The organism is Methanospirillum hungatei JF-1, assembly GCF_000013445.1.
Lineage (GTDB): Archaea > Halobacteriota > Methanomicrobia > Methanomicrobiales > Methanospirillaceae > Methanospirillum > Methanospirillum hungatei.
In genome coordinates, this window is record NC_007796.1 from 790,655 (window position 1) to 808,675 (window position 18,021).

An 18,021-nucleotide genomic window follows, 5' to 3' on the forward strand; every position below is an offset into this window, starting at 1 on the left:
CCTTACCCCATGGGAAAGTGCGGTCACCTATACCAATCCGGAGCACACATGTATGAGTAGCACTATGATCCCGGAAAAGATACCCATCGGCAGGTTTTCAATGATTACCCGCCTGACCTGCAAAGCACTTCGTCTCTATGATGAAACTGGTCTCTTATCCCCGGCGGTGAAGGACCGGTTTACCGGATACCGGTATTACCAGGTATCACAGATTGAACGTGGTGTCATGATCCGCTCTCTCGTAGATCTTGGATTCCCTCTTGCACAGATAATCGAAGTCCTGAAAGCCAAGGAACAGGGAGATGACAGTACTGTGGCACAGCTCATTCAGGAGCAACGAAAGCGGGTATCTGCCGAGATCAAACGGTTACAATCCATTGATCACTTTCTGCAAAGACAGCAGATGGAGATGTTTTCTATGATTGTAGCAGAACCAACCTTGAAAGATATCGAATCGCTCAGAGTGCTTTCTATCCGTGATAAGGGAACATATGAAGAGGTTATCCCGAAACTTATTGGCACATTGTGTCAATATTTCTCTTCTCCCCAGAGAGGGTTAGAACAGGTATCCATAACCGGCCCATTCATGACGATCTATCATGATGGTGAATACCGGGAATCTGATGCAGATGTAGAAGTGGCCGTTCCGGTGACCGGGAGATTGCCTGATCAGATTCCGGGTATTACCATACGAACGATGCCTGGCGGCCGGTTTGCATCAGCAATACACAAGGGACCATATCAGGATGCTCATGAATCATGGGGAAAACTCTATGAATGGACAGCGAAACAGGGATATGAACCGAAGGCCCCATGTCGTGATAATTACCTGAATGATCCGGATGACGTGCCTGAAGAGGAATTACTGACTGAATTACTCATTCCGGTTTGATGAATTCGATGTTTCTTAGGAAACCGGGAGGGAAACAACTCTTCTTTTCCTGGTATCCGAAGTGCAGCCCAGTACTCCTCAATAAAATCATTATCAACGAGGAGATCGATATATCCCATCCTTTCTGCAATCTCGGTTGCTTCCCGCCGTGCATCTATGGAAAGAAGACAGGCATATGCTCCTGCAAGAGAACCATTACCTATCCGGTGAAATTTTGCAGACGGAAATTCTGGAAGGATTCCAAATGATATCAGGTGATCAATGTTTCCAAAAGAGCCAAATGCTCCGGCAAGGAATACATGCTGAATATCATGAAGGCGTAACCGGTATTTTTGTAAGAGGACCGTTATCGCTGCAAGGACAGCGGCTTTCGAGTCCATGAGATAGGCCATATCCTCACTCGTGATGACAATATCTTTTCCGGTAGCAGTTTTCAGAGCAGGAACCAGTAAAAATTCAGGTCCATTCTCACCCTGTCTGACACCCGGTGCAGTATCGACGAACTTCCCGCTAAAGTCCAGAATGCCGGCACGAGCCATTTCTGCAGCGACATCGATGATACCTGAACCACAAATCCCCTTGGGCTCTGTATCACCAATGACATGAATGGTGACATGGCCGTCAAGGCCGATTTTGACGGTGTCTATTGCCCCTCTCATCGCCCGCATCCCTGATCGCATCCCTGCACCCTCAAAAGCCGGGCCTGAAGCACATGATGTGGAAACCAGCCAGTCCTTGTTCCCAAGGATAATCTCACCATTTGTCCCCAGATCGATGAGCAGAGAGATCTCCATTTTTTTGTGTATGCCTGCAGTCAGAACATCGCCAATGGCATCACCACCGACAAATCTGCTCACCGCAGGAAGGCAGTATACCAGCACATCAGGCCCGGTAGCAATTCCACAGTCTTTTGCAGTCAGAATAATCGGATCGGTTGGGATATGTGCATCCACATATTCAAGGGGAGTTGGATCTCTTCCGGCAAATAACCAGGACATCACGGTATTCCCGCCGATACAGATGTCATTGATCTCACTATCCATAATCCCGGCATCCCTGGTCAGCTTGTGGATGACCTCATTGATACTTCCAAGAGCTGCCGCCCGGAGTTCTGCCCTTCCATCTTCTTTTCTTCCGATGGCTATTCTGGTAACCAGTTCTTCTCCCAGGGTTATCTGTCGGTTCAGGGTTGAGGCCCGTCTGATAACCTCTCCGGTGATGAGATCGATGAGAAGACCGACGACGGTGGTGGTCCCTAGATCAAGGGCAATACCGAATAAACTCCCGGTTGTATCTCCTTCTTCAAGGCTGATGAGCCTGCTTGTTCCTCCATCCAGAGAGATAACTCCGGTAAGAGGGCCATTAGCATGCAGAATGACCTGTCTCTGTTCCTCAGTCATTACCGGCCTTTTCCCGGTATAACCGGTAAACCTGATAGAAGGTCCCAAGATTGCCGTTGGTCCGGTAGTGTTTTTCTCAACCTGATACTTATGCACAGAGGGGTGGATTGTCCCGATTGTCCGGGCAACGTCTAGAAGAATCTGGGGGGTGTCAATTCTGCTCTCAATGGGAATGGTGAAAACGGCATCGGTCCAGACCCTCACAAGACATGCCAGGCAGTATCCTTTTCGCTGTTCATCAAGGGTGAGGAATTTTGCACAGACGGAGCCCTCTTCAGATACCTTTCCCGATACCCTGATTACCCGGCATTTTCCACAGGTTCCCTTTCCCCCGCAGATTGCTTCAAACTGAATCCCAGCTTCCCGGATTGCATCAAGAACCGTTAAGCCGGCCTCGACGGTCACCATCCGGTTCATCGGCTGAAAAAGAATAGATATTAAATCTGACACGATTATTCATCCGCAGGAGGCCAGCATTCCCGTATCATCTGCCCGATTCCTGATGAATCACGTGGGCCGACAAGAACACGCCATCCGGTCTCTTCCTCGGTCTCTCCGGATAATCGGGCAGCAAGACCGGGGATGATAAGATTCTTGTGAGAGACAAGTGTATCTGCCTTCCATTCTTTGAGAGATTCGGCAATTTTTGCTGCGGTTAGATATCGTCCGGCGACTGCTGCTTCGACAGAAAGACCTCCGGTATCGATGACAATAAGGTAGCAGTCTATCTTTGCAGCCTTGATGTCAGACTCCACAGTAAAGAAGGTCAGGGCATAATTTGAGGTGATGAGAACCGGAGACGTCTTATCCGGATTGCCAAAAGTTCTGACACCTGCATCAACAGATACCGGTTTTCGTGGGTCGGTGTAGATACCAAACCGCCAGATAAGCTGGGGAAGAAGAGCCCATCCCTCAATGCTGTGCATAATCAGGAGATCAGCATACCGGGTGATGAGCATGGATGTAAGATATGCCTCCTGCCAGTGGTTCAGATCATCGGATAATTCCGGTCCGTTCCATACCGATATAGGGGTTCCCAGAATCGGATACCCGGACAGGGAGTCGAAATTTTTCACAGCCGCTTTTCGGAGAGCAGTAAAGAGATGAATCGTCTGCCCTATCTGGTCGCTATGGAATGTTCCAGGATCCAGAACCATATCTACGATGCCCCATTCCTGAAGTGTTCTGACCAGAGTTCTGAGAAGGGATAGATCTCCCGGAGCTGATACCACAACCGGACAGCCGGTATCCAGAACCAGTTCACCCATCTCTTTCCAGTTCTCTTTCGTGATGGCAAATATGAGCGGTTTTCTCTCTGCACAAGCGGACAATCCTGCTTTTATGATATTCGGGTCAGTGCTGCAGAGAATAAGGGGAAGGTTACAAAGCTCACAGATGTGCTGAATAACCTCTGTATATCGATATGGGTTTTGGGTTACTGACCGTACGGCCAGGGCATCAAGGGAGAGTGGTCTTCCGATATAGGTATATGAGAAATCCTGCACCTTTTTAATTCTGATAGCAATCTGCTCATTCTCCATATCGTCAGAGATATCGATGGCGATGGGGGGCGGGTTCTGGTAGGTGAATTCATGCCTGTACAGGACATGTTTTCCGCCGATCTTCAGCTGGTTATTTCCGGTTCCAAAATGGATTACACGAACCGGCGGGGCGAGTAACTCCTGAAGTTTGAGCAGGTCTTTCTCATAATTTTTTGTCAGAACAGGGGGGCATCCTTCTATAAACGCCTCACCATTCACCACTTTGGTTGCAAAAGCCATGCAGTTAGCTTCGCCACATTCTGCACAATTTGTCCGTGGCAGGAGTTTATATACGTCAATCGGACTGATCTCCCGAATACTTTTTTTATGTTCCTCTTTCATCCTGTCCACCTCATATCTTCAGTGCTGCCCAGTCAGCCATATCCGGTTTTATCTCTGCCGGGTGCATGAGTTTTCCAGCTACGTCACGGAGCGTTGATACGGCCAGTGGATGCATCATCAAAAAGAGATCCACACCGGCGAGAAGCAGGGTTATTCCACCGATTGTTTCCCATAATGGCCCCCGGAGATCATTCCTCCCAAATGCAGGACCCAGATCCATCCATGCTTCACGGGCTGACCATGCATTCGTGCAGGCTGATATTGTCGGATGCTGAAGCTCCGGATCACCCATGAGTGCAGCCATTCGTGCACGTTCATGGATTGAAAACGAGTATTCTAGACCATATCCCAAGGCAACCGTTGTCAGGTCCATAAGAAGTCGTTCGGGAGGGAAATACTGGTATATACGTCGGTTCAGTTCCTTTGCACTATTCAGGTCAAGACCGGTGAACCCAAGAAGACAATGGCCATGGGTATCCGCTGCTTTGCACACCGGTTCTAGTGTCTTGGCATCTGCCATGTCAGAGGTGACTGAATTTAAAAGCAGACGTTCTCCTTCTGCCATTGCTGCTATCTCAGTAAAGGTCTCCGCATCCTTTTTGGGATCGCCGCATCCGCCTATGATAAGAGGAACGTCCACAGCCTGCAGGACTTCCTCAACCGTCTTCGAAGCTTCTTTAGGAGATTTATTCTGAATAAGTGGATCGGTTGAGAGCAGATGAACCGTTACCATATCAGCTCCGAACTGCTCTACATTCATCTTTGCCCATGCTGCAGGATCATCTATTACCTCGGTCAGATGGTTTTTCAAAGCCTTTGGCATCGGGACACGGGTGTCAAACACATCAAGGGATATGACCGGAGGATGAGGTGGCGGTGACTGGGGATGCGTGAATGGAATGGAGGTTGATCCCCCGACGGTGATAGTACTGCCCCGTGTTCCTCCTTCAGCCCGGGTGGCACCAAGAGTAATCTCCCTGATTTGTGCGGGGAATACATCCGGTTCCATCAGGAATTTTTCTGAAATGAGGTCATCAGGTCGTGGCAGTCGTTTTACGGGAGGTGTCATCTGTTTAGCAGCGGCTGCGACGGGTGCCGGGAATCCTTGAGAGATACCTCCTACCGGGATCCAGAGTTCCAGTTCTCCAAGTTCCAGTTCCACATGTTCGAGTTCAATCTGCCTGCCGGACAGGAGTTCTCCAAGGCCAGGTCCTAAGAGTCTGATGAGATTACTGATATCCGGCTTTTCCTGGTCAGTCATTCTTCCCTCCCTGTTTCTTCCTATGTGTATCAGCAGGCTGTATGATTACCCGTTCTGCATAGATCTTTGCATTTTTCAGGATAATTTTCACGCCACCTGCCATGAGCGGGAGTTCTCCAAAGGACATAACCGGAGTTGCGGGTCCAAAATCAGATGAGATCTCTTCTTCAGTGTCTTCCGGCACAATCCACTTTGATACGACGGGATGGTGATGTGATGTAAGAAATGATTTCAGGGCATTAATATCCAGGGCATCCTGCTCGGTTGCGATTGCCCCTGCAACATCTTCAGGAATAATCCCACTCAGCATCTCCTTAATCTCTGCCGGCATCCATACGATGGCATTCCATCCGCCATCTGCCTGCAGAAATTTCACTGACCGCATGTACTCAAGTGAAATACCGTGAAATCCTTCCACTTGTCGCCCCCCGGCTGTTGAATCAGCAAGAGTTGAGAATGCAAGACCATTGACTGTAGGTCCTGCAAACCGGCGATGAACAATACCAAAACCCTCAATTTCGGGGATGTAAAATGCAATAGCCTCAAAACAGCCACATGAGGTATGCGGATATCCGAATGCAGAATAGAGCCAGACCCGGTTTACCGCTCCCATTGAGCGTTTGATGGCGTGTTCATTCACTCCGGAGTATTCGCCATGTTCAGAATCCAGGTATTCACCTTTTGCAATCGGGAAGATAGGCCCGTCAGGATCCATTCTGGCTGCTGCCCGACCGTCAAACCAGCTGATAGCACCACAATTAGCATATCGCTGAGGGGTGATGACACAGATATGTGAGGGGGCAAAGGACTGACAGAGTGCACACCCGTAAAAGGTGTCTACTTCTTCATCAAGAAGTCCCCGTGCCCGTGCATCCCGTGTTTCATATCGTTCACGGGCGAGATTATAGGTGGATTGAAACTCCTCTCCGCCTGTGAAGAAGGTGATCTGGATCTTTTCAATAATCGGAAGCTCACTCCGGTATAAACTGATAAGGGCACTTCCAATCTGATGAAAAGAGTTCAGGCCCTTTGCAAATGCTTTTTTCCCGACCCGCATCCAGAGATCATATCGCTGGTTCAGATGCATAACGCCCTGGATATAATTCAGGTATTCATGGATACGTCTTTCAAAGACCCCTTCCAAATCCTCTTCCAGTTTTTCCCCTGTAACCTCTACCAGTATACCAAACGGATAACTCTTCCCTTCTTCAAGGTCGGCAAGATCAGGCCCGAGAATAGATATTTTTCCATCAGTTATTTCATCGGATTTTTTTACGAGGACAAGTTCAAACTTCTCTGATACCTTCGGACCCCCAAGTTCCACCCGCATATCCTCTTTTCTGATACGCTCCCCTTCATGAACAAGACCTACTTCAACCGGGATATCTTCAAACATGTATCTCCTCCATCTTCTGATGAGTGTTCTCTGAATGTAAGAGGTCAATCAGACGATCAATCTCTGCTTTCCAGGAATCTGTCTTCATATTTGCATACGACCAGGTGGCATGGGGATGGTATTTCGGATCCAGAGAGATCACCTTTGTCTGGGGTGCATTCTGTTTTAATGCGGAGAAAAGAAGGGATCCAAGAGCATAGGAGAATCCCGCGATAAAGACAAGGTCATATTGCCCGTTTCCGTCACATCCATTCCAGGTCGGGTCCCGCAGCCGGTCAATAATCTCCATACTTCCAAGAACTCCGGATAACCGGATTCCCCGTTCCATGACCTGACCGGCGATATGAGAGGTGGTTAGTATCGGTATTCTTTGGGTTTTTTGAAATTCAGAAACCATCCTGATAAGGATATCGGTCCTGACCCTGTCAGAGATGGTCTCATGACCTATAATGATCAGGGGCCGTTTCGCCTTTTTCAAAAGGGCCATCAGGACTTCAGGTTTTGAGATGACAGACGCCTGTTTTGTTCCTCCCATCTCAGCCCGAATCCAACTATCCTGACCGCTCATGATCTTCCTCCCATCTGTGTCCGTATCTGGGATTTCAGGAGCGTCGGGTCAGGGATGATCCTGTCCTTGAGCCCTCTCTCCTGAAGGATTGGAAGCAGCTCTTCTTTCATGGTAATTGGGATATCTGCCGGCGATCGAATGAAGAGGTGGAGATCATCCGGCATGATACCATATAGCCGCTTATAGAGGTCAATATAATGGGTTAGTTTCATGGACCGGCCACGTGAAGTATCATTTGGTCTCATGCACAATTTGGCAATAAGAACCATCGCTTCTTCCTTTGTTTCAGCGGTCACAAAGAGATGTTCAGGAACCGGCCCGACCTGCACCTTTTCACCGGTCCGTGAATCAAAGACATACCAGTCCTCGTCATGGTCTTTCCTGCCAAGGAGCATTCTGCGGTATTTTGCACCATGAGGACCGACGATAACCGGAATACCAAGCCGCCAGAATCCTGCCGCAATCGCCGCTGCTTTCTGGGACATTGCTCCCCATGCAACCCCGACAGCACCGACCCGGTTGTAGACGTAGTCGGCGATCTCTTCATAGTTTCCTCTCAGGTTGCGTTTGGCAAAAATACTGGCTATCTTAATTGCTGCCCCTGATATGTGGGCATTGGACACACAGGAACCGACGTTAACAATTCCCCCGGCGTCAAATCGACCATGAAACTCCTCGTACGGGGTCTGTCCGTCTTCATTGCGGTACATGCCAATTGCCATCGCAGAACATCCTGTTGCAACCGCGATATACCTGCGTTTGGCAAACTCCCTTGCCATTTCTGCAACTTCAGATGCACCGTTCGGGAAATTGGCACATCCGACAAAGGCAATAACACCGGGAATCTCTCCAAGGACTATTGGTCCGCCGACTTCACGAATCTCGATATCCTGAATTGCACCCCGTCCGGCCCGGACAAAATGCTTCTCGTTCAGGACTTTTTCCCGTGCCGCTGCAACCAGAGAGCTGTGGATTGGGATCTCCTTATTACAGGCATCATCACATCGGCCACACCCGATACAGGTATCATAGATATCTGCAAGGAAGGAGAGATCTCCGGTGGCTGCCTGTTTCATCGCTTCCGGAAGCGGTGTTTCATTCGGACAAGCACGGGTGCATTCCATACATCCACCACAGCGTTTTGCATATTCAATCAGTTCTTCTGCAGTCGGTATGATACTGGTTTTCTTCGTCTTCCGGATCTCATGAGATTCAAGGGCTGCCCGGACTGCCACTTCCCCGACTTTCAGGGGATTCAGGATGAGGACACCCGGAACGACCCCTGATACCAGATCTCTCACAATATCATCCGGATCATCATCGGTCCGGTCAACAAGGCCGGCACAGTTTTTCGAACTGGTGGCAATAAGAGGTGCCTGGATATTTCCTGCCTCTATTAATAGATCTGCCCGGACACACTGCTCATCCACAACAATAAGGTCTGGAACACCGCTCCTGATATATCTGAGTTGCCATGATATTGGCCCGACAATTTTTGCATTTGGATCAAACCTGGTCAGATCAATTGCTGTGCAGCATATACCGGTGACCTCAATCTTCCCGGAGAGATTGTGTTTCCGTGAATATTGTATGATATCTATTGCCGGTGGAACATTATGTCCGATAACCAGGATAACAGGTTTCTCTGCATCGATAGTTCCAAGCCCTAACTCGACCAATGCAGCATCAGGATCTGCCTTCGGGAGATTGAAAGCAGATATTTGTGCCATATCGGCAAGTTCAAGCCCGACATGATCCAGCATCCCGGCATGGAACACCTTGGACTCAAAATCAAGAGGATCACTTTCCTGTCCGGTATGGGCGGCAGCAAGGAGCTCGGTCACCTGGCTTTCCAGATAGTCAAGGACCGTCTCAAGATCCCCAAGGGTCTTTGGTTTAATCCCACAGACAAGACGGATCATCGGGGCTTCAACATCCACATTGGAGCCCCCGACATCGATGGGTGTTCTCCGTCCCATCTTCTCTATTAAATGGTCAACCAGATGCCGTCCATGACTGATATGAGTCGCTGCCCCGATACAGGCGGCAAGAAGCACAATACGGGATTGCTGAGCCTCCATGCCAATCCCGCATGCTCCTCTCTTCCCCCCGGAAAGGTCACACTTTCCATAAGTACATAAACAGCAGAGGTCACAAAAAGGAATATACAATGGTTTGTACCGGGTAAGGAGCATCCGGTCCCAGTTTCGGAGTGCGGTATGATCAGGGAAAGGTGTTGGCCCTTCCTTTTCTTCCCATTGTTCGCCCTTAATTTTTCCAATCTTGATGTCCAGATCCTTTATGGATCCGGTCGAGCTTTTCGCTTCGCTCAAACGTATATGTATATTTTTTCTGTTCACAGGTATCCGGCCGGAGAGTTGCTTCTCATAAGTAACAATTCATTATGGTTTAATGATTTACCTCTGTTGATCATTCCGAATGGGAAGGGTTCGCATACCCCGCTTTAGCGAGTATCTTTGCAACAGAAACCGGACCCGGACTGTCAGATCTAATGCCGAATATGCTCTCTCCTGCTATCGTCCTTCGTGAGACTTCATCGTCATATGCAATTTTTCCAAAGAACCGGGTATCAGGGATGGATGTTGCCCGCTTCCCAAGTTCCTCCGGAAATAAAAATCCCCCAACGGAGATGAATCGTTCATAGGAAATCCCGCATTCATCCGCAATTTTTTTCGCTCGTTCCAGGTGAGCAAAGGATTTTGCAGAAGGTCCAAGGACATCAATGATATCATCGACTCTGGCTGTCACCCGCCGGTTCAGGTGTTCCAGTCCTCCGGGTGCATCGATAATGACATACCGGTACTGTTTAATAAGCCGGCCCAGGGCATCACGAAGGGCTGCATCAGGCATACAATAACATCCCTCAACCCATTTGGTTCCAATGGCGATGAAATCAAATTTCTCACCTTCATACATACCCTCCTCCCAGATCCGGTGCTCAATCCGTTCGGATGGCGGAACTCCAATCGTGGTCCCTCCTTTTTCAATAAAGGTGTCTTCAATAAGTTCTGCAATGCTTTTTTTCCCTTCCCGCTGTAGATCCACTCCAATCATCTCGCCAAGACTCTGATCCGGGTCCAGGTCTACAAGGAGCAGGGGTGTCTGCCCTGTTCTGATGAAATAATCCGCAATAAGACTTACAAAGGAGGTTTTACCGGTTCCTCCCCGTCCCATAATAACGATGGTCTTCATGATTTTCTTGTTCCTTCAATCCAGTTTAATAAGTCAGTTATTGCCCTTGTTGCCGGTGTATCCAGGTGGACCGGTGACAATCCCCTGACTCCGGCATCAAGAATCTCTTCATCATAGGGAATGACTGTAGCAACTGGTATATGGAGAGGTGATGCCATATCTGAAATCCGGGTGGATGATTCCTCTCCCCTGACCCGGTTTGCGACGAGAGCAATTCGTGGGATGCCTCCTTCCCTGGCCAGTCGTGCAATCCGCTCCGCTGTAACCAGGGATGCCTGATGTGCATCGGTGACGATGAGCATCACATCAACATGTTCAGCCGTGCCTCTTCCCAGATGCTCAATTCCTGCCTCCATGTCAAGGATGATGACCTCGTCAGATTCGGTTATCAGATGGCCGATAAGATTTCTGATGACACTATAAGCCGGACAGGCACACCCTGACCCCATCGACTGGACCGTTCCCATAACCAGGAGGGATACCCCGCAAGGTGTCTGAACTGACTGGTTTTTGATGATATCATCAACGGTAAAGATTAATTTAAAAACTCCCGGGTAATCAGTTTTGGTCTTTTCCTCGATGATGGATGTATTTTCTGCAATGGGTATAATCTTCTCAAGATCAGCTTCGGTCATGCCGAGTGTCAGAGCAAGGTTTGGGGATGTGTCAGCATCGATAGCTATCGTTTTGTTCCCCGCAGCAGCATACTGACCGGCAAGAGTTCCGGCAATGAATGTCTTTCCAACTCCTCCTTTCCCGGTGACGGCTATTTTCATATGATAGGACCTCCCTGAATATTGAATGCCTGCAGATACGTATATATGAAATCACATAATTTTCGCATCATGATAATGAACCCCTGGTTTAAACATTGTAGATTATCACCCCTATGAACAATATCCCGGAAGAGAAGAATCCATAAACGAATGTACAAACCTGAATGCTGATAGATCGTCATCAGGTATCTTTTTTTGTGTATCCATAAGAAATTCATACACGATGCCTGACCAATGTATGCGAATTCCTTCCTCACATAAGACTTTCAATCTTTTCTCTTTTGAATGAGCTCTCCCGAATATGTATACGCACATTATCTGAAAACATAGAGTCCTGTCAATGATACCATAATTGCAAGTGCTCCGGTTAACATATTACATACAGTCCAGCTTATTCTTATGGGATTTTTGGCACTCGATGAAGGATGACCGGTTTTGATTTGATTTTTAGTCCATGACCAGAAGCTTATCCCATGATACAGTAAGGCAAACCCGGGGATCAAACACAGGGAATATCCCCATTCATATCCTAAGAGCAGGCCTGCACCGGCAACACCATATATCCATCCAAGTGATACATCAGCAATGGATATCCCGTTTTCATAGACTTCATATTCCTGAAGATTGTCTTTCTCCCAAATTCCTAACCTGATCGCTAGATCACGGTTCATTACGGATATTAACTGACCTATCCAGTGAAATCCGAACCCCATTATGAGGATCAATATCCCTGAAATTATTTTTACGATATCAATAATCTGTTCCATACCTTTAACCTATGGAACAAGTAAGGAGATTGGTATTCATTATACTTTTTACAAATCTGGTTCGCGATGATCTGAAGGAAGCCAATAAAAAAACAGAGCACAATACCATCAATAAGCGGATGATACAATTCTGTATCTGAAAAACCTGCTTTCACTATAATGGTATGTATTCGCTTTTTGCTGAATGCAGAATAGATGAAATGGGGCGATTAAAAACCTTAACGTATGATTCATCACTTTTTGAAATGATAATTACCATATACGTGTATACCTGGCAGAGATCAAAAAATTGATGAAAAAGGGGATAATTTCAAGATAAAAAGAATGAAATTTAATAATTAGAGACTTGAAGGAATATAATCTTCAATCTCTCCATCTTTTACAATTTTAAACCCAATCGGATATGTTGCGACCCCATGGTCATCTATCTGAACGAAACCGAGAGCTCCATCATATGTCCGGTTCTGATACCAGTTAGCAATACATTCAGAAGAATTCCCACATTCAGTTATTGCAGAGAATAAGGTCGTTAATGCATCATATCCTTCCGCCCCGTAAAATGTTGGCATCTCTCCGTACTTTTCATAAAACCGGGTGAAAAATGGATGCGATTCATTGAGCTGCGGAGTTGTGAAGATAAGCCCCTCCGTTTCATCAATTTCTGTAAGTGTATTTCGTTCAATAACCCTGGTTCCAATGATCGGTGAAAGAATATTATTGGTTCTCAACAATTTGATAACCTCTCCTCCTTCAGATTCACTGAGCAGGAGAATAACATCCGGATGAGCTTCGTTTATTGATGTAATATTCAGGGTTGTTGCAACATTATTCTGATCATACCGTGAATCAAGGACAATACTATCCGGGAGAGCCTCATGCAGAGCAATATAATATTCCCGGCTGTAGTCATTTTCGCCACCTATGATTGCGATTCGTTCAAATCCTTCAAGGTAGGATACAAGCAGCGGTAATTCCTGCTGTACTCCGGGTGTAAACCGGATTAACCGGTCGGATGTGTGAGACCGGTTTATTGCTGCACTTCCAAGTGCCAAATGGACGATGCCTGTATCCGCTGCATCAGGATAAACAACGTTTGTAGTCCAGCTTGATACGGTAATTACTACGGGAATATCGGGATGTGATTCTTTCATGGTTTCCCATGAAGAAACAGATACCGAAGGTTCACTTCCCCCGTCCATGATTATCGGTTCAATGGTTACATCCGGAAATTCTTCTTGTACCATCTGAAAAGCCCGAATATATTCATCCCCGATATCTTTAATAAATCCACTTTGCATGACCAGAATTCCAATACAAACCAGATCATTATTGGAGAGCGTATCATTCTGATCACCCTGAAGATCATCCTGCCCACTATCAGATATTACAATAATTCCCGGTGAAGCGGATATGAAAAGAAGAAGGATCATGAGCAGAGAGTACCGTTGTATCATGTATAGTTGGGTGTATTTTTTATTTTGAAAAATGTTAGTATTCTTCCATTGATAATTGTGTAGAAGAGTGTTTTTAAAAATATTACCATCTCATCTTTCATTTCGTGGTGCTCGTTTTCTAAAAATTATGAAGGAATGAATCATTCCAGATCTATCAATCTCATTATTTCCGGGCAATGAAAGGAATGGAATAATATATTGTAGATATGGACCTATCGGTCCTGTCTGATAACCAAATGATATCATAAAATCACTCTCTTCTCATTTGAGAGAGATTTTTCATATCAGTCCATATGAGATTAATCCTGTAGGAAAGGCCAGAATGAAATACGTGAATCTATAATGATCTTTCCATATCTCATGAAAAACGGACTGTATTTACTAACTTTTTGGAAATCAAAGGAGATGAATATATCGAAAGAATGGAATATGAAGATCATTCGATAAATAATTGATTAAGAGGTATGGTATACCTGATCTATCGTATTCATCTGTATAAATAAAACTGAATCTGGTGGCATTACCATCTGATTATCCTTTATTTTAATCTCCTGAACTAAATCAGAAAGATGTGATACCATGAACCCCTTCTCCATTGTATAGGTACTGTTCTTGAAATGGAAGTGTACCGGTTGGGTCATATTATTTGTATTGCTAACCAGAATGCCGATATTCCCATTATCGTCCTGACCCGCAAGTCCATACATAAAACCATAGGAATCAGGGATATCAAGATGAATTTTTGTATGATAGTTCACCAAGTCAGACCAGAGAGAGAAGGCTAGAGCAGTCTTTTTTGGCTTTCCGTTCGCGTAGAAGATTCCATAAAACTCTGGAAATGCAATAGAGGGATCATTTCCCCTGTAGAGATATGCTGCATCCACTCCGGAATTCTGAAGTGAGATCCAGGCAGCGGTAAGGATTGCTGAACCACGAGATCCAGCACGAAGTGCCAGAGCCCCCTCATCTGCCTTTCCTTTCTTTACTTCTGTATTATATTCAGTCAGGTGGTTTTCTGCGTTTTCATATCCAAATTCCTTCAACAAAGAGTCAATGTATAATCCACCTTCAGTATAATCATCCGGATTGTTGGAGTACATATGCCAGGAAAGAAAATCCAGTGGTACCTGGTGCTGTTTCATATATGTGAGAAATGAACGAAGGTATTGCCTTCCTTTCTCTGATTTTATGCATGCCGGAGTAACTCCCGGTCCTCCAATCTTCAGGTCTGGGAATGCTGCTTTGAGTTTTTTTGCCGTCATCGCATATAATCTGAAAAATTCCTCCTGGGTATGTGGTTTCGGCCAGAAATGAATATTATCTGGTTCATTCCAGATTTCTACACCGGTGATGTTTGAATGAAAGCCATCCCACAGTCCCTGATGGTAATGACGAATGACATGTACTGTAGCATCAGACCAGTTTTCATGTTCCTCGGGAGCTGGTGGATTTACAATTTCATACCCATCTCCGATACGAAAATATGGCTGAAATCCACCATTCACAATTGCTGCAAAGGTATCATCACTCGAGGAAAAATTGTAACAATCCCTGATTTGTGGATCACACATTCTGTTCGGGTAGAGTATCGACATTGAATGAGCACCATATATGTCATGATTACGGATTGATTGGACCCCGATATTCTGGTATTGGGAGGTAATATCAGGATTTTTTGGATCTCCAATTGGAGAAGGGCCGGCATTTATCCCCAGAAGTGGGAGTATCTCTCCGGTAACCTGGGAGGGATCAATCTCAATCTGACAGGAGGTAGCTTCGGTTAAAACCGGATACATGAGTGCGATGCATGTGATGAGAATAATAATTTGAATAGGATTTCTTTTCATTTTCATCATGGTTTTCTTGGTTTTTGAAGCGAAAATTGTTTCTCTTCACGGGGAGTTTCTGTTAAAGGAAGGCCCTCTTTGACAGAATCAGAGGTAACCCGTTCATATGAATAGCGGGCATTGATGATATCATCTGATAATGTTTTTTCGGGTAAAATTCCTTCTTCCATGATTTCACTGACCGTTCTGCTCCGGCTTCCGGTAGTATCACGTGCATGGATATACTCAAAGAATTTGTATGTTGCTTTTACCTGTTCAGAGGTACTATGGGTGATAGCTCCAAAGACACTATTCACGTTTGAATTCGCCATCTCCTGTTCTGCCTCTCGTTCAGGTTCCATGGTTCCGATTATCCGGTGACTCAGCCATCGGTGTTCAGTTCCATTTACTGTTCCAACAATGATATAATCATTTACTCCTTTTCCCTGACTTTGTCTATCGGAACGTATACCAGGATCTCCTGTGTTGAGAAATCCTGAACAGGTATCATATCTGATGGTGGAAGGGAGAACTGTTTTATCCTGTTCATCATTGGCACAACCAGATGATATATTTGGATTTAAGGGTGCTAATGCATCCATCATGTCATCAAGTGTTCCCAGATATGGTTCAGGGTTTTTGGTATGCTTCAAACGCTCTAATCGTGCTTCTTCCGGAGAATAATCCGTATATCCATCCCAGCCCCCATGGTAGATACTGTGATGATGAAGAGCAATTTCATGTCCATTTTGTTCCCATGATTTTACTTCGGATAGTTTTTCGGGATCAGATCCTATCATCTTTCCCCACTGGGGAGTGAACATAAGGGTTAATGAAATCCCATAGGTATCAGCCTTATTTACCATTTCTTTTAATACAGCATATGAGGGTGTTGCACCAATGATCAATATCATGCAGGATCACAAATGATCGATCTCTACCCCTTAAGCTATCAACCAAAATAGACTAATTGATGTATGAACCTGCATGTATCAATTCCCACTTTACATACTGTGTTTGCAAAAATATAGGAAAAACCTGAACCTCTTGACGGTTTTATAATATTCGTAGCAAATTCTTTAATTTTAACTATACCCTCAAATCTGATAAGTTTTTTTATATTATGCACTAATGCAGCTAAAAAGAATTCTCCCTCGCAATTCTCTTTCCCTTTTTGAGAGAAACTCCTAAACCTCATATTATGTTTCATATTACCAAAAACTGGTTCGACCATGTATTTTCGTTTTCGATATAACTCTCTACCAGTGGGGGATTTCACACGTACTTCCATAACTCGTTTACAAATTTCCTGAGTTGTTGCTTGTTTCTCTCTGTTCATAAAAGATTGCCAAACAAACGTCCCGATACTTTGCAATTCCGGAAATGTGATTATTTCTCCCATACAAATCGCCCGACATATCATTTCCATTCGTGAGATATACCCATCATTATCTGAATATTCTGGAATTTTTCTTTCTTTAGAAGGAGGGATGATGAGTTGAATGCCATAATCCAATTCTGCTAAAGAATTCGGGTATGAGAAATAACCTGCATCAGATAGTAGTATATTAGGCGAAATTGATGGATGAATACCCGTAAAAAGGTCTTCGAGTTCATTTAGCATAGGTATTAATAATTTTTTATCGTTTTGCTCATCTGATATCATTGCAGCGAGGATAAATTGATTTTCAGAAACGATAATCTGCCCATTATACCCTTGAATCCAGCCATTGGTGGTTGACATTATCTGACTTTCAGGATCAGTGAGATTTACTTTTGAATCTGAAGATGGCTCTTTTTTAGGCTCTAAAGGCTTTCTACCTCGTTTCTTTTTACCCGATTCTAATTCTTCTTTTTCGCGGTCCAGAATCTTTTTTTCTTGTTTTTTAGATTCGATATCATGTCGTTCAATTAATTTCTCTTTAGCCCGATTAAGAACTTCCTTTCGTTTTTCTTTTGTTGAAAGATGCTCAGGTAGTCGGTTAATCTCCATATCCTGAATATTTATATCATCGTTTTCTAACTCATCAATTTCCTGTGATTCATCAAAAAGCCGACCTAGCTCTGCTTCAAGGTATTTTAATTTTTTATTGGCTGATAAAGAGGCATTACAGCCAAATTTTGATCCATCGAGGGCTAGGACACCGATTCTTGCTATCCCGGATTCTACGATAATTTGAGATAATTGTTTAAAAAGGGATTTGATTTCTTTTGAATTATTCTTCTTGAAACGATAGATCGTTGTATGGTCAGGTGTAAGATTATTGGCGACAATCCGATATCCAATATCATAATGGCAGCACATCTCAATTTTTCTGCTAGATTTTTCTCCACGAATCATTGAATAAATTATTATTCCAAGCATTGAACGAGGATCAAAAAAGGCAGAACCGCGACCATCGTCACGATATTTATTAATAAATGGACTAATATCGAGAATCGAAAGAATTTCTAATATGCCATAAGTAATATCATTTTCAGATAGCCAGTCCATCGCATTGACAGGGAGTAAAAATTGTTGTTCATTACCATATCCTCTAATCATGTTATAGCGATGAGACATATAATATATTGATCTTAATAAT

At 45.0% G+C, this 18,021-nt stretch carries 14 protein-coding genes; 1 reads left to right on the forward strand and 13 read right to left on the reverse strand.

What is annotated here, in order from left to right:
- The first annotated feature begins 52 nt into the window (after window positions 1–52).
- Window positions 53–892: a MerR family transcriptional regulator gene (locus MHUN_RS03595; RefSeq protein WP_011447720.1), complete on the forward strand. Its 840-nt coding sequence runs from the start codon at window positions 53–55 to the stop codon at window positions 890–892.
- Here MHUN_RS03595 and MHUN_RS03600 read toward each other — a convergent pair.
- The 13 genes from MHUN_RS03600 to MHUN_RS03665 all read right to left on the reverse strand — a co-directional run bounded on the left by MHUN_RS03600 (window position 826) and on the right by MHUN_RS03665 (window position 17,999).
- The gene (locus MHUN_RS03600; RefSeq protein WP_239441564.1) at window positions 826–2,742 is read right to left on the reverse strand and encodes an ASKHA domain-containing protein; all 1,917 of its coding nucleotides are present in this window, start codon (window positions 2,740–2,742) and stop codon (window positions 826–828) included. The two genes, MHUN_RS03595 and MHUN_RS03600, sit on opposite strands and share 67 nt — an antisense overlap.
- 2 nt (window positions 2,743–2,744) lie before the next feature.
- Window positions 2,745–4,175, reverse strand: a complete 1,431-nt coding sequence (gene acsC / locus MHUN_RS03605) for an acetyl-CoA decarbonylase/synthase complex subunit gamma (protein ID WP_011447722.1) — start codon at window positions 4,173–4,175, stop codon at window positions 2,745–2,747.
- 10 nt (window positions 4,176–4,185) lie between these two features.
- Complete coding sequence (gene cdhD, locus MHUN_RS03610) at window positions 4,186–5,436, reverse strand: CO dehydrogenase/acetyl-CoA synthase subunit delta (RefSeq protein WP_011447723.1); 1,251 nt, start codon at window positions 5,434–5,436, stop codon at window positions 4,186–4,188.
- Entirely contained in the window at window positions 5,429–6,832 is a 1,404-nt protein-coding gene (gene cdhC / locus MHUN_RS03615) for a CO dehydrogenase/CO-methylating acetyl-CoA synthase complex subunit beta (protein WP_011447724.1), read from the reverse strand. The genes cdhD and cdhC overlap by 8 nt, the downstream gene beginning before the upstream one ends.
- The gene (gene cdhB / locus MHUN_RS03620; RefSeq protein WP_011447725.1) at window positions 6,825–7,400 is read right to left on the reverse strand and encodes a CO dehydrogenase/acetyl-CoA synthase complex subunit epsilon; all 576 of its coding nucleotides are present in this window, start codon (window positions 7,398–7,400) and stop codon (window positions 6,825–6,827) included. Before cdhB ends, cdhC begins: the two co-directional genes overlap by 8 nt.
- Window positions 7,397–9,733, reverse strand: a complete 2,337-nt coding sequence (gene cdhA, locus MHUN_RS03625) for a CO dehydrogenase/acetyl-CoA synthase complex subunit alpha (protein ID WP_239441565.1) — start codon at window positions 9,731–9,733, stop codon at window positions 7,397–7,399. Before cdhA ends, cdhB begins: the two co-directional genes overlap by 4 nt.
- Window positions 9,734–9,830: 97 nt before the next feature.
- Window positions 9,831–10,613: an AAA family ATPase gene (locus MHUN_RS03630; protein ID WP_011447727.1), complete on the reverse strand. Its 783-nt coding sequence runs from the start codon at window positions 10,611–10,613 to the stop codon at window positions 9,831–9,833.
- Window positions 10,610–11,389 (reverse strand): AAA family ATPase, encoded by a 780-nt coding sequence (locus tag MHUN_RS03635; protein ID WP_011447728.1) that lies wholly within the window; start codon window positions 11,387–11,389, stop codon window positions 10,610–10,612. Before MHUN_RS03635 ends, MHUN_RS03630 begins: the two co-directional genes overlap by 4 nt.
- Before the next feature lie 314 nt (window positions 11,390–11,703).
- Window positions 11,704–12,156 (reverse strand): hypothetical protein, encoded by a 453-nt coding sequence (locus tag MHUN_RS03645; protein WP_011447729.1) that lies wholly within the window; start codon window positions 12,154–12,156, stop codon window positions 11,704–11,706.
- 338 nt (window positions 12,157–12,494) lie between these two features.
- Window positions 12,495–13,610: an ABC transporter substrate-binding protein gene (locus MHUN_RS03650; RefSeq protein WP_011447730.1), complete on the reverse strand. Its 1,116-nt coding sequence runs from the start codon at window positions 13,608–13,610 to the stop codon at window positions 12,495–12,497.
- A 455-nt stretch (window positions 13,611–14,065) separates the two neighbouring features.
- Window positions 14,066–15,457, reverse strand: a complete 1,392-nt coding sequence (locus MHUN_RS03655) for a GH39 family glycosyl hydrolase (RefSeq protein ID WP_158498149.1) — start codon at window positions 15,455–15,457, stop codon at window positions 14,066–14,068.
- A 5-nt stretch (window positions 15,458–15,462) separates the two neighbouring features.
- A complete protein-coding gene (locus MHUN_RS03660; RefSeq protein ID WP_011447732.1) occupies window positions 15,463–16,350 on the reverse strand; it encodes a hypothetical protein in 888 nt (295 codons plus the stop codon).
- A gap of 38 nt (window positions 16,351–16,388) precedes the next feature.
- Entirely contained in the window at window positions 16,389–17,999 is a 1,611-nt protein-coding gene (locus MHUN_RS03665) for an IS1182-like element ISMhu2 family transposase (RefSeq protein ID WP_011447733.1), read from the reverse strand.
- Between the last annotated feature and the right edge of the window lie 22 nt (window positions 18,000–18,021).

Coding starts and splice junctions, on each gene's coding strand:
- cdhB (WP_011447725.1), bottom strand. CDS start 7,400: ATGAGCGGTCAGGATAGTTGGATTCGGGCTGAGATGGGAGGAACAAAA.
- MHUN_RS03655 (WP_158498149.1), bottom strand. CDS start 15,457: ATGAAAAGAAATCCTATTCAAATTATTATTCTCATCACATGCATCGCA.
- acsC (WP_011447722.1), bottom strand. CDS start 4,175: ATGAAAGAGGAACATAAAAAAAGTATTCGGGAGATCAGTCCGATTGAC.
- MHUN_RS03645 (WP_011447729.1), bottom strand. CDS start 12,156: ATGGAACAGATTATTGATATCGTAAAAATAATTTCAGGGATATTGATC.
- MHUN_RS03660 (WP_011447732.1), bottom strand. CDS start 16,350: ATGATATTGATCATTGGTGCAACACCCTCATATGCTGTATTAAAAGAA.
- MHUN_RS03635 (WP_011447728.1), bottom strand. CDS start 11,389: ATGAAAATAGCCGTCACCGGGAAAGGAGGAGTTGGAAAGACATTCATT.
- cdhC (WP_011447724.1), bottom strand. CDS start 6,832: ATGTTTGAAGATATCCCGGTTGAAGTAGGTCTTGTTCATGAAGGGGAG.
- cdhD (WP_011447723.1), bottom strand. CDS start 5,436: ATGACTGACCAGGAAAAGCCGGATATCAGTAATCTCATCAGACTCTTA.
- MHUN_RS03595 (WP_011447720.1), top strand. CDS start 53: ATGAGTAGCACTATGATCCCGGAAAAGATACCCATCGGCAGGTTTTCA.
- MHUN_RS03630 (WP_011447727.1), bottom strand. CDS start 10,613: ATGAAGACCATCGTTATTATGGGACGGGGAGGAACCGGTAAAACCTCC.
- MHUN_RS03650 (WP_011447730.1), bottom strand. CDS start 13,610: ATGATACAACGGTACTCTCTGCTCATGATCCTTCTTCTTTTCATATCC.
- MHUN_RS03665 (WP_011447733.1), bottom strand. CDS start 17,999: ATGTCTCATCGCTATAACATGATTAGAGGATATGGTAATGAACAACAA.